This window comes from Clostridium sp. YIM B02500 (assembly GCF_022324665.1).
GTDB classification, from domain to species: Bacteria; Bacillota; Clostridia; order Clostridiales; family Clostridiaceae; genus Clostridium; species Clostridium beijerinckii.
On sequence record NZ_JAKGTE010000008.1, the window covers coordinates 18693 to 32862 of the forward strand.

10 protein-coding genes are annotated in these 14170 nt (G+C 30.5%); 1 reads left to right on the top strand and 9 read right to left on the bottom strand.

The annotated features are described in order from the left end of the window. Window position 1 precedes the first annotated feature (1 nt). From opp4C to L1S46_RS08540, 8 genes are all read right to left on the bottom strand, one after another. Window positions 2-844 (bottom strand): oligopeptide ABC transporter permease, encoded by an 843-nt coding sequence (opp4C, locus tag L1S46_RS08505; protein WP_077308813.1) that lies wholly within the window; start codon window positions 842-844, stop codon window positions 2-4. A gap of 12 nt (window positions 845-856) precedes the next feature. After that, a complete protein-coding gene (locus L1S46_RS08510; RefSeq protein ID WP_077308815.1) occupies window positions 857-1828 on the bottom strand; it encodes an ABC transporter permease in 972 nt (323 codons plus the stop codon). A gap of 103 nt (window positions 1829-1931) precedes the next feature. Further along, window positions 1932-3608: a peptide-binding protein gene (locus tag L1S46_RS08515; protein WP_238861296.1), complete on the bottom strand. Its 1677-nt coding sequence runs from the start codon at window positions 3606-3608 to the stop codon at window positions 1932-1934. A 324-nt stretch (window positions 3609-3932) separates the two neighbouring features. Then, on the bottom strand, window positions 3933-4361 hold the full coding sequence (locus L1S46_RS08520) for an EamA family transporter (protein ID WP_012060140.1): 429 nt from the start codon (window positions 4359-4361) through the stop codon (window positions 3933-3935). 40 nt (window positions 4362-4401) lie between these two features. Further along, entirely contained in the window at window positions 4402-6753 is a 2352-nt protein-coding gene (locus L1S46_RS08525) for a PAS domain-containing sensor histidine kinase (protein ID WP_238899758.1), read from the bottom strand. A 384-nt stretch (window positions 6754-7137) separates the two neighbouring features. Then, on the bottom strand, window positions 7138-8571 hold the full coding sequence (locus L1S46_RS08530; protein WP_238899759.1) for a 6-phospho-beta-glucosidase: 1434 nt from the start codon (window positions 8569-8571) through the stop codon (window positions 7138-7140). Window positions 8572-9140: 569 nt separating this feature from the next. Beyond that, a complete protein-coding gene (locus L1S46_RS08535; RefSeq protein ID WP_077829375.1) occupies window positions 9141-10175 on the bottom strand; it encodes a CAP domain-containing protein in 1035 nt (344 codons plus the stop codon). A gap of 527 nt (window positions 10176-10702) precedes the next feature. Next, window positions 10703-11203 (bottom strand): AAA family ATPase, encoded by a 501-nt coding sequence (locus L1S46_RS08540; protein WP_012060144.1) that lies wholly within the window; start codon window positions 11201-11203, stop codon window positions 10703-10705. Window positions 11204-11569: 366 nt separating this feature from the next. On the opposite strand from L1S46_RS08540, the gene L1S46_RS08545 reads away from it, so the two are divergent. Next, a complete protein-coding gene (locus tag L1S46_RS08545; protein ID WP_012060145.1) occupies window positions 11570-12373 on the top strand; it encodes a type II CAAX endopeptidase family protein in 804 nt (267 codons plus the stop codon). Window positions 12374-12759: 386 nt separating this feature from the next. Here the strand turns inward: L1S46_RS08545 and fabF are convergent, their stop codons facing one another. After that, the gene (gene fabF / locus L1S46_RS08550) at window positions 12760-13995 is read right to left on the bottom strand and encodes a beta-ketoacyl-ACP synthase II (protein ID WP_238899760.1); all 1236 of its coding nucleotides are present in this window, start codon (window positions 13993-13995) and stop codon (window positions 12760-12762) included. Window positions 13996-14170 lie beyond the last annotated feature (175 nt).

A 14170-nucleotide genomic window follows, 5' to 3' on the forward strand; every position in this document is an offset into this window, starting at 1 on the left:
CCTATATATTCATTTTGGGATCAAGAGCATCCCTAAGTCCATCCCCTACAAAATTAATTGATAGAACTGATAAGAATACCAATACTCCTGCAGGAATCCAAAGCCACCATTCATATTGCAATACACGCATACTTTGAGCTGCTGATAATATATTCCCCCAGCTTGGCTCGGGCTGTTTTACTCCTAATCCTAAGAAGCTTAAACCAGCTTCCATTAAAATCCCTTGTGCAACAGCTAACGTAGCATTCACTATAACCGGTGATAATGTATTGGGTAGCAAATGATTAATAATAATCTCAAAACTGTTAAGCCCCATAGCTCGTGCAGCTTCAATAAATTCACTTTGTTTAATAGAAAGAATTTCAGCTCTTACAATTCTAGCAACTCCCGTCCATTGTAAAAGACCTATAATCAAAATTACGTTCCAAACACTAGGTCCAGCTAGCGCAGCAACTGTAATTGCTATCACAAAGAAAGGAAAACACATAATTGTATCGACTATACGCATGATTGCATTATCAATCCAGCCTCCATAAAATCCGCTGATGCAGCCTAACGTAACTCCTATTAACAACTGCAAAACAGTTGCACTTACTGCAATCCCCAATGAAATGCGTCCACCATATAATAATCTAGTAAATACATCTCTTCCAAGTTCATCTGTTCCAAATAAATGCCTTAAACTTGGTTGACTTTCTATATTCATTAAATCTATCGTGTCTCTCCCATAACCTGACAAAAATGGTGCAAAAATCGCTGCTAATACAAATATAATTAAAAGACAAAAACCAATTGCGGCCAGCTTATTCTTTAGAAACCTAGTTAAAATCACATGTTTTAACACACCTTTCCTCCCTTAATCAAATTCTATACGTTTATCTACGGCTGCATAAAGTATATCTGCCAATAAATTCGTAAATAAACTTATTATCGCAACCATCATAACTATGCCCATAATAAGTGGATAATCCCTGCTAATAACAGCATTGTAGTTCAGCCTTCCAATCCCTGGCCAAACAAAAATTGTCTCTGTAAGAAGAGCGCCTGATAATAATGATGGTATCTGCATAGTTACTACTGTAATTAAAGTCAGTAATTCATTTTTTAAGGCATGCTGGTATATAACATTCCTCTTCCTAACTCCTTTTGAACGTGCTGTACGTATATAATCTGTTTTTAAAATTTCAATCATATCAGAACGTGTATAACGCATTAAACTAGCCGTATTCATTAGCGCAAGAACTATCATCGGCAATAACATGTGCTTTGCAACATCTATTACAAATGATAAGCCAGTTAAATTAACGCCTGTAGTCACCATACCCGATATAGGAAGCCATCCTAGATTTACAGAAAACACTTTAATCAAAATCATACCAAAGAAAAAGGATGGAATAGATAATCCTATAAATGCAAATACTGTGACAATGTAGTCAGTTTTAGTAAACTGTTTTGTGGCACTTATAACTCCACATGGAATCGCTATTAAAATACTAAGAATCATTGAGCATATAGATAAGATAACTGTATTGCCCAGCCGGCTGCCTATAACATTTAGAACCGGCTGTTTAAATTGAATAGAATATCCAAGATTCCCCTGTAAAGCTTGCATTAGCCACTTAAAATACTGAATTAATATGGGATCATTGTATCCCAATTGTTCCAACATTTTTTCTTTCATTTCTTGTGAAAGATTAGGATCCATCATAGATGAAAATGGATCTCCTGGTTGTAGCTTTACAAGTATAAAAACAATTATAGAAATTCCAATTAATACAGGTATTGTTTGTATTAAACGTCTAAATACATATTTTTGCAGAACAATCACCTCCTCCTATAAAATCATATCGGTTAGGGCTTTTACCCTAACCAATACATCAAATTTTTAATTTTTATAGTTTACTTCCATATCACTCTTGCGCAGTAACTTACTATTTTGAAATCGTCCAGTTTTGTATGTCTGGAAATACAGAATATGCTGAGTACTTATATCCTTGCAATTTGGGATTATGAGCACGAATAGCATTTTGTGAATATAAAAATACATATGGTGCTTCATCATTCAATAATTGTCCCCATTTTGCATAAACTTCTTTACGTTCATTACGATCAATAGTAGTTGCAGCCTTTTCTATAAATTCATCACTTTTAGCATTTATAAAATTCGAAAAATTAAATTGAGAATTATTTGCAATGCTTGAAGACCAATAACGATCGGCATCACCTGGATCAACTTCTAAGGTGAATCCTAATAATCCCATGTCATAATCTCCTTGTCCTTTAGTTTTTGCCATAGCAGAAGCAACATCCATAGTACTGATATTTACTATAATACCTACATCCTTTAAATTTTGCTGAATAATTGGAGCACTTTGTTCACGAACCTTATTTCCTGTCGGAACCATTAAATCCACTTCAAATTTCTTACCATCCTTTTCAAGAACTCCATTATTTTCAATCCATCCAGCTTCTTTTAGTAATTCTTTAGCCTTATCTGCATTATAATCATAGGTATTAAGTCCTGACTTAGGATAAGCCCATCCAGCTAGAGATATAGGTGCATTTATTACTTGTCCATGTTCACCTAGTAAACTATCAACTATGCCTTTTCTGTTTATCGCATAAGTGATTGCTTGACGTACTCTTTTATCTTTAAAGAAATCTCTATTGCTATTCATAGTCATAAATTGATAATTCGCACTTGGTTTCTCCTCTATTTTTATACCTGCATCTTTTAACATCTTTAAATCTTCTTCTTTTGTGCTTGAAAGTTCAACAATATCAAGATCCCCTTTTGCTAACTCCGAAAGCTCTGTTTCTGTATTAGCAACCTTAAAAATAAATTTATCTATTTTGGGAGCTCCTCCAAAATAGCTATCGTTTTTAGCTAATTCAACATATTGGTCTGGTTTAAAATCTATAAGCTTATATGGTCCGGTTCCTACAGGCTTATTAAGCAAATCACTTTGCTTATCCCAATCAGCAACATTTACTTTACTCCAAATATGCTTCGGAATAATTCCACGTTGTGAAAAATTTGATAATGCTGGCGCATAAACTTTAGAATATGTAAAGCTTATGGTATATTTATCAATAACCTTAATTCCACTTATAGAATCTGCTTTACCATCATGATAATCCTGCGCACCAACTATTTTGGAAATTTCATTGAATCTTGATCCTGTGTACTTTTGATCAGCCATGCTAGTAAATGTAAATGCAACATCATCTGCTGTAAAATCTTCTCCATCATGCCATTTGACATCTTTTCTTAAATTGAATGTCACAGTAAGATTATCACCTGAAAATTCATATTTATCTGCAAGTCCAGGCTTAAAATCATTATTCTCATCCAATAAAATCAATGGTGAATATACCAAGCTATTTACATTATTATCATACGTTGTATTTGATAATAATGGGCTAAACAAACCTTTAGGTGAAGATTCTACAGCATATCTTAATACAGATTCACCGCTTGATGATTGATTATCGGCTGATGAATTAGTTGGTATTTCTGCAGATGTACTTCCACAACCGTTTAATAGCAATATAGATAATAGCATTGAAAGCATACCAGCCAATATTTTATTTTTTCTCCGAAACATAAATATTCCTCTCTTTCATAACTTGATTTTAATTCATATAAATTAAGTTATTGATTTTATTAAAATACTTTCCAACATAAATTCTAGGAATATATTTTTCAAATTTCAATTCATAGTATTTTAATATGATTACTTTTTTAAAATTATAACCTTAGCATATTAAAATTTTAATCAAATATATAAAATATATTTATTAATCTTAAAATAACTAAGCACTACAATTAAATCTTCTTAAATTATACGAATATTAAACAGTTAATATTGTGAGAATTTTTTAACTTTTAAACAAAAAATCAATCACTACGAAATTGTAGTGATTGATTCTTACTTTTTATTTATAAATATTAGTCCAAGAATGCATAATATTATTCCTATTAATTTATTTATATTAAAGCCTTCCTTATAAAAAATTATACCTACTGGAATAAGTATAAGTGCAAGAAGAATATTAGATACTAGAGATCCTATACTTATATCCCAGCCTGATCTATATACCATTATATATCCAAACTCAAGACCAACAATAGCAAACCCTAGTAATATACTCGCCCAATTCAGATCATCAAAGGATTCAAAAAATCCTTTATCTGATTTATAAAATTTAAATGCTATAGCGGCTACAATTACTCCAGTTAAATAAGTAATGAATAAAGAAGAGAAAGGGTTAGCCTTCTCCGGAACTGATTTTGAGCAAATATGATAAATCATATTTGATACAACAACAATTATAATAGAAAATGCATACATAAACATAAAAATCTCCTCCATTAATTTTACTGCAATTCTTTTATGATCATAGATAAATATCAGAAAATTCCACCTTAGTTGATTCTAAAATGTGATTGTAAAAAAACTCTTTTGATGATCTGTAATCATACGTTTCGGTAACCTTTTCATTTGGCAGCATTACTATAAAAGCACTTCCTTTACCAACTTTACTATTTACAAAAATTCTCCCACCTAGTTCCTCAACAAATTTCTTAACTAATGATAATCCTAATCCTGTCCCCTCCACTTGACGAGATAAAGAACTATCTACCTGCCCAAACTGCTCAAAAATTGTATCTATTTTAGCACTTGAAATACCTATACCTTCATCACTTACTTCTATAAATATATTTTCTTTTAAAGCATTAAATCGTACAGTTATTTTCTTATTATCAGAAGTAAATTTAATAGCATTAGATAGCAGATTTAAAAGTATCCTTTCGAATTTTTCATTATCAATAGCGACCATAAATTCTTTATATGATGTTTCTAATATTAAACCAATTTCTTTTTTACTAGCATATGATCTTACAGCTTCAACAATCACGTCTATAAAAAACACAATATCTATGTTCTTTCTATTTATTTTGGTACTCTTCAAATTTGAACTGGTTATATCAAGAATATTGTTTACTAGCCTTAATTGCCTAAATGCATTAAGTTTTATCATCCCCAAATATTTTTTAGTATTATTTGATAACTCATTAAAGCAAATATACTCCATAGCTTGTACTGCTGAATTAATTACATTTAGTGGTGTTCTGAATTCATGCGATATTATAGAAAGAAATTCATCCTTCATAGCTATTGTTTTTTCTAATGCTTCATTCCTTTCAAATTCCGCCTGCAAAACTGAATCATGTTGAGATTTTATGATTCTTTCCTGTTTAACTTTTTCCGTTATATCTTTCATACACATCATTCCAAATAAGAAATTACCACTATCATCATATACAGGATTACCACTTATACACATATATATATTTTCGCTATATCTCTTTATAATTATTCTATATTCAGTAATTATTTCTCCTCTTAAAATTCTATCTGACGGAAGGCTCCCCTCCTTCAATTCCTTCATATTAATATCAAAATATTTTATTTCACCATCGTTTTTATTTCTTCCTTCAATTATTTTTATAACATTAAAATGTTTCTCTGCTGCTTTATTAAGCATAACCAGATTGCCACATTTTCCTATAGCTACAACTCCATCAGACATGTTATCTATAATCGCTTTTAATTGCTCTCTATTATTTCTAATTTTTTTCTCATTACTTACAAGTTCTGTAATATCATCAAATGCAGTAACTGACATTAACACAGTATTTTCTTTATCATAAATAGGTGAAGAACTCATATCTAAAACACTTTCTTTACATTTATCTATAACTGTAATACGTTGATTTTTAATTTTCTCACCTTTCAAAGCGCGAAATGATGGCATATCTTCAATGTCAATTTCTTTTCCTGATTCATTAAAGTATTTAGCTTCACTATTTTTTCCATGTGAAGTCTTTTCCTCATTAGGGTATTCAATCAATTTTCTCGATATCTCATTTTGCTGAAGTATATCTCCTTCTTTTGATCTAACGAATACTCCATTTGGAATACTTTCAAATATAGCCTCCATTTCTTTGTTTTGAATGTTAATGGCATCCATTTGTTCTTCAACTTTCTTTCTATTAAGTACCTTTTCTGTAACTTCAGATGTATTACTTACCACATATTTGATACTTCCACCTTCTGTAACTGGAATAATTATGGAATCCCAATATGTAATTCCCCTTTCATATCCAATATGTTCATATTCTTTTACTTGAACTGCTTTTCTTGTAAATATAGCTTCCTTCCAAAATTTTTCTACTTTGCTTCCGCTCCATCCTAATATAATCTTCTCTATGCTTTGCCCTATACTATAATATGATTGGTCAAATGGAGGTTCTAAGAAATCTAAATATTCCTGATTTGCTTTAATAAGTATCATGTCAGGAACACTATAAACTGCTACTCCCACAAAGTTTGATTTACATAATTCTGATAAGTATGCATGTTTAACTTCAAGTCTTGAATTTGGATTTTCTCTTATAATAAATAATTGAGTATCTTTTCCATTAATTATTTCCATTGAAATTGATCTAAATTCAAGAGATTTAGTAAATAAAAAATAGTCGGCCTTTTTAGCGATGTTTTTTACATCAACGCTTGGGCCGACTCTTAGAATTTTAAATATCTCTTTGATACTTTTTCCAAGCAAGTCAGCAGTTGTATATTCCGTAATTTCTGCAAACTGTTGACTCACCTTAAAAACTTTATGATTTTTTAATAATATATAAGAAGTCTCTTCTATGCACTCAAGGTGCCTTCTATCTTCCATAATAGTATCCTCCTAAGTTATCCGTTATCATTAGCATATGCAACAAAATAAGTAATATTTTACCACAGTATTTTGTGTATTTCTACTCCTAAATTTACTTAACTTAAATTATTTTGAATTTTTAGGCTTCATTCTTTAGTTCTATTTCATTCTAGGAATAAGTTTGCATTCACAACAAATAAAATCTTCCTAATTGATTTATATTTTGTGAGCGTCTTAATATAGGAAATTTATAAAGGATATTCTATATGAATTATTAATATATACAATAAAAATATTTTGCTTCTGTTAAATAATAGATGTAGTTACAACTACCACTCTAATTCCACCTATTAATATATACTCAGAATTTTAAACTTCATCATTCCTAATTATGCCTATTATTTAAACTTCTTCGCCATTAGATGAAATTACTTTCTTATACCAATCAAATGATTTCTTCTTAGATCTCTCTAACGTTCCATTTCCTTCATTATCTTTATCCACATATATAAATCCATAACGTTTTTTCATTTCTCCTGTAGTGAATGAAATACAATCAATACATCCCCACGGAGTATATCCCAGCAAATCAACACCATCTAATTCAATTGCTTTTTTCATTTCTTTTATATGCGCCCTTAAATAATCTATTCTATAATTATCATTACATGAACCATCTGCACCCTTAACATCAATAGCACCAAATCCATTTTCTACTATAAATAATGGAAGTTCATATCTTTCATATAATAAATTTAAAGAATATCTCAACCCAACAGGATCAATTTGCCATCCCCAATCCGAAGCTTTTACGTGTGGATTCCTAACACTTGCACTTGACCCTCCATTTACCGAATCCTTATCAACTTCATTAACTCCTGATTTAACTACATCAGACATATAATAACTAAACCCTAAATAATCTACAGTCCCCTCAGCTAAAATTTTAGCATCTTCTAGTTCCATCTTGATATCATACCCTTTTCTGCTCCATTCTTTTAATGCATAAGAAGGATAATGACCTCTGCAATGTACATCAGCAAACAAATAACGATCATGCATCGATTCAACTTGAAGCATCATATCATCTGGATTGCAGGAGAAAGGATATATAGGAACAAATGAACACATACATCCAATTTGAAAGTCAGGATTTATTTCGTGCCCTTTCTTAACTACTAATGCACTAGCAACTAATTCATGATGAACAGCCTGATACATTACCTCTTCTCTATTTTCACCTTCTTTAAACTGGATCCCTGAACAAGTCCATGCAAATATAGAATTTATAGTATTTTTCTGATTATTAATTTCATTAAAAGTCATCCAATACTTAACTTTGTTCTTATAGCGCTCCATTACAGTAGTTGCATAACGTACAAAAAATCCAATAACTTCTCGATTACTCCACCCTCCATATTTCTTGACCAAATGATAAGGCATTTCAAAGTGACTTAACGTAATAACTGGTTGGATTCCATACTTCAATAATTCATCAAACATATTGTCATAAAATTTCAAACCTTCTTCATTAGGCTCAAATTCATCACCTTTAGGGAAAATCCTCGTCCACGCAATACTTGTTCTAAAGCATTTAAAACCGATTTCTGCAAAGAGTGCAATATCTTCTTTATAATGTCCATAAAAATCAATAGCTTCATGGTTAGGATAATTTTCTCCCTTAATCACTCCATCTGTTATCCTTCTTGGTACTCCATGAGCTCCTGCGGTCATTACATCTGCAACACTGGGACCTTTCCCCCCCCTATTCCAACCACCTTCAACTTGATGAGCTGCAACAGCACCGCCCCATAAAAAATCTTTACTAAAAGCCATAAAACTTCCTCCTTACATTTACAATATAAAAATATTTTTTTATATAACCATAGCGTAATCAAATTTCTACACTCTAATTTTATTTTAATATTTAGTTTACTTCAATTCTAAATATAGATTTATTATTACAATACCTATACGAGAAATAAAATTAATGATTATAAAAAGCTTAACAATACTTCTTATATAATACATATTTTAATTTCTCGAAAAATCCCAAATAAATTCCATATTTAATTACAAAAATTCATTAAAATATTATGCTAAAATTCTTTCGAAATTAGCTATAAACATCGCACTTTTTACTAGATATTATAATCACATCCTATAATAAGGATAACCTAAAATTATATACATATGTACTAATTAAGATAAAAAATATACCCTAAACGGCACAGTCTTTTAGACATTACCTTTTAGGGTATATTCTCCTCATTTCAATTCCATTGATTATGTATAATTAAATTAAGTTCTATGATTAAACCAAATATCAAAAACTAGAAATAAAGGACTTTCATAAAAATAATTGTCCTTTATTTCGATAAGCCACATGTAATTATTACGGCTTACTAGTTTGAGAATTCTTGTGTTCCCATGTATTTACCATTTCCATAAAGAACTCCTACACCAACTTTAGTATATGAAGAATTCATCATGTTTGCTCTATGACCTGGTGAGTTCCACCATTGAGTAAATAATTCAACAGCATCATATGTGTTGTATGCTATATTTTCACCTGTTGTAGTGTATCTATAGCCTACTGCTTGCAACCAATTTGTCCACTTTGTTCCATCTGGATTTGTATGGTCGAAGAAATTATTTTGGATCATATCATTACTCTTATATCTAGCCACTTGTAATAAAGTATTATCTAATGTTAACGGTTTTAAACCCGCTTCTGTTCTTTTTGCATTCATTAATTCAAGAATCTTTTGTTCAGCAGCAGCTTGTACAGTTACAGAATAATTAGCTGGTAACTTAGGTAACCCCTGAACATCTAGCGAGCTTGTACTTGTAGAAGTATTTGTTGTACTTCCTGAATTTGTTGTATTTCCAGTTGTTGTTGTGCCAGTACTATTTGTATTTCCTGTTGTAGGTTTTGTAGTTACAGTACCAGTCGTACTTCCTGTTGCGGGTTTAGTTGTTGTTACAGTTCCAGTTGTACCTCCTGTTGTACTTGTCGTATTTGAAGGTTTTACTGTAGATGTTTTATTATTATCTTGTACTACGTTATTTCCAGAATCGAATACCTTATCACTTGATGGAGCTTTAGTCCCTATAACTTGTCCACTTTGAGAAGTTGTATATATTCTATTGTTTACTAAAACCTTTCCAATCTCCATTATACCATTCTGATTTAGGCAATAAGTCTCACCATTAACTTTAATAACACCAGTTTGCATTGCTCCACTATTATCAAAGTATGACCATTGACCATTGTTATTAACCCAACCAGTTTGTAATCCTCCATTAGAGAATACATTGTAATAATTGTTAAACATTGAATTAGTAGTCGCTGCAGATACTCCTAATGGTGCAATACTAGTCATTGTTGTAGCAGCAATAACAGCCGTCACTATCTTTCTTAAAAAAGCTTTCTTCATTAGTTTTTCTCCTTTGTTTTTTTATTTGTCTTCTGAATTTTTAAAGTAAACATTTTCTTTATTAATTGCTTTACTTGTTTACTCTTTCAACGAAGTCCATGCCTTAATACTATCATCTTTTCGACATTATTCAACATGTTTTTCCTTAGAGATTCTCTTTAAAAAGAAAATAGCTGTAGCTTCCTCTGTTTTACTTATTTTTACTCTATCGTCCGCCCTTATATGCTCTAAACCTTGACTCTGCAAAGGACTACCCCCTATATATTTTTTCGAAATACCATAGTATTATTAAAAATATCTCTAATCAAAAACCTTGTTTTTTACATTTTATTCATAATTGTTATAATAATTTTAACATTATTTATCTATATTTAAATTTTATAGTTTTACAAAAAAATATAGGTGGATAATCCACCTATAAAATATTAATATAAGAAAGTTAAGTATTAGTTAATGGGGTATCTACACAGTATACATTTTTTTCCCTAAATATATTCCATGTCATTAAAAATAAATAAGATTTATTTTTAAATAATTTTCATTATTTTATCTACAGTTTCCAATACAGAAATGTTGCTTGTATCAATCTTTTTAGTTGACATTTCTTTATATAAATCAAGACGTTCAACACTTCTACTTACGCACTCTTCATCCCTTAACTTTAACTTTACATCTCCTAAAATTCTCTTCTTTAGAGCATCTTCATCACAAATTAAAGTTATCTTGATAATCTCAAAATTCAAATCATTTAACGGTTCTAATATATCATCAAAAATTTCTTCCATATGTATAACCCAATTAAAAATAATATATTCTAATGATGAATTAGTAAGAAAGCTTCTCAGTAAATAATTTATATTATTTATAACCATTTTCTTATTTTCCTCATTAACTACGAAAGGATTTATCATCCAGCACCAATCCCCATCAAGCCATACTGAATTTTTCAACTTTTTATTTAACTCTCTACAGGTTGCACTTTTTCCAACCCCCATAGTTCCATTTATTATTATCACTTTTTTCTTCATAGCTCTCTCCTTTTTATAATGTCCAATTCACACGAACTAATATGGTACATCTTTAGAATGACTTCTTTTATAATCCCATATTTATAATAACACTATCCACTTAATTGTTAAATATACCCTTTTTATTATATATATTCAATAACGATTAGTGCATTGACTATAAAAAATTTTTGCTTCTTAATAATAGAACTCAAAAAATATAGTTTCTAATGCAACATTTCATGTTTTTCATATAATATTCCAACATTGCCACATAATATTCTAAACTATATGATATAATAATTAATCAAAGTTATTTATTTTACGAAACAAAATATAATTATATCGAAGAACTAAAACAATTATGTTTTTAAAAGGAGCTTAAAAATGAAATACGAAAAAATATTCCTATCAATCACTTTTTTATTAACTTATTTTATAAGTATAATACTTTTACCGAAAGGTTTTATTGGAGCCTTAACTATTATAATGGTTATTCCAGCTTTCGCTGCTATAATTTCGATATTGATGGAATCAAGGTCATTAAAAGTATTACTAAATCCCTTTACTTACAAAATCACATTGAAGGGCTTAATTTTCGCTATTGCATTTCCATTAATTGTGATCTTTCTATGCGGGTCATCTGCATATTTAACTAAACAAGGTGTATTATCAGAAAATATATCGTACATATTTCTCGATTCTATAAAGATTACTTTGATCTCTTTAACACTTTTTATAGCTGGATTATTTGAAGAGTATGGTTGGAGAGGTTACCTTTTACCTCGTCTTTTAAAAAGATATAGTATTAAAAGAACAAATTTTATAATGGGTATCATTTGGTCATTATACTATGTTCCAGCATTCTTTATTCTAAATATGCATTTTGGTTTACCTAAAGCAGTTACATATGTAGTTTTGCAATGTGCAGCTATTTTTGCGTTGAACTATTGCTTTACTTATCTTTATACAATGTCGCCAAATGTAATTTTACCAAGTATAATGCACATATTATGGAATAATATAAACATAGCCACACTTGGCTACTCTTATAATAATGTTTCTTATGGATTTATTATTGGTAATGTAAAAATTATTAATGGGGAAGGATTATTAGGGTTAATTTTTTTAAGCATATTTGCAATTTACGCTCACAGAAAATTTTCCAATCATCCGAGTTTAAATATATAGCTATCTAAAATTAGCTTAATCATAGCATGTCACTCAAAAAAGCAGTATAACTCCATAGTCTATAATATCATTATAGACTATAGCATATATGGTTGTGTTTTTTAAAACTCTGACCTAATATCTCTAGTCTTAAATCTAGTTTTCTTAAAGAATTAAAGATAGGCCGAGCAACGCTCTACCTATCTTTAATTCTGTTTTTCAGATTATTATGTTTGAATTGTTTTGCTTATGTCTACATTATCATATTATAACAAAATAATCCATATTTTCTTATGCATTTGTAAAATCTCACAAAAATAATGAACTATCAACAATTTTAATGTAAAAGTCGCTACTAGAGATTCTTTAAACAAGACAAGCTAACTTAACCCGTTATATCACTTAAACTAATTAAATGCCTTTAAAACTAAAGTTGCATTGTGTCCCCCAAAACCGAAGGAATTACTCAAAGCATAAGTAAATTCCAGATTCTTTCCTTCATTAGGTACATAGTTTAAATCACAATCAGGATCTTGATTTTTGTAATTTATTGTTGGAGGGATAAATCCTTCTCTTAGAGCACATGCCGTTATAATCGCCTCTATAGCACCTGAAGCTCCTAACAGATGACCCGTCATTGATTTTGTTGAGCTTATAGCAAGTTCATACGCATGTTTCCCAAAAACAGATTTTACAGCCATAGTTTCATTTTTGTCATTTGCTTTTGTTGATGTTCCATGAGCGTTTATATATCCTATATCGGAAGGTGTAATCTTTGCGTCTTCAAGCGCAATTTTCATACATCTTGCAGCCCCCTCCCCTTCTTCAGCCGGAGCAGTTATATGGAACGCATCATTAGTGCACCCATATCCAACTATTTCGGCAATTATATTAGCTCCTCTATTTAAAGCATGCTCATATTCTTCAAGTATAAGAACACCCGAACCTTCTCCAAGTACAAATCCATTTCTTTCTGAATCAAACGGCCTAGATGCAGTAGCCGGATCATGATTTGTTGTCATAGCTTTAATTGCACAAAAACCCGCTAAAGTTAGTTTCGTTACACAAGCCTCTGCTCCACCAGCAATCATTATATCTGCATCATTTCTTTGAATTACTTTAAATGCGTTCCCAACTGCATTTGTTGAAGTTGCACACGCTGTAACAGTACATTCATTATAACCTTTAGCTCCAAATTTTATAGCAACAAGCCCTGAAGCCATATTAGCTATCATCATTGGTACTAAAAACGGACTTACTCTTCTAGGACCTCTTTCTTTCAATTCATCATACTGACTTTCTAAAGTCCCAATTCCTCCTATGCCGCTACCAATTATTACTCCCATACGTTCTTTATTTATTTTTTCCAAATTAAGTGCCGAATCTTCCATAGCCATTTGAGCTGATGCTAGAGCAAATTGTGCAAATCTATCCATTCTTTTAACTTCTTTTTTATCAATAAAGCTACTTGGATCAAAATCTTTTACCTGAGATGCAACTTTGGTAGATAAATCAGAAACATCTATTCCCTCAATCATACTAATTCCAGACCTTCCATCCTTTATTGACTCCCAAAGCTTATCTGCTCCAATTCCAAGTGATGTAACTGCTCCAATCCCTGTAATAACTACTCTTCTACTCATACTAAACCTCCTACTTTCCGTAACCAATACAGTATAATTCTTTCTAATTTACAAAGTATTTACTTTATAACTTTTAATCGATATAATAAATCTAAACAATTTAAAATCATCTTTCAATATGATTTTATATGTAAATTGTTAATTAAAATGAACAGATATTGCTTTTTTAATGTCC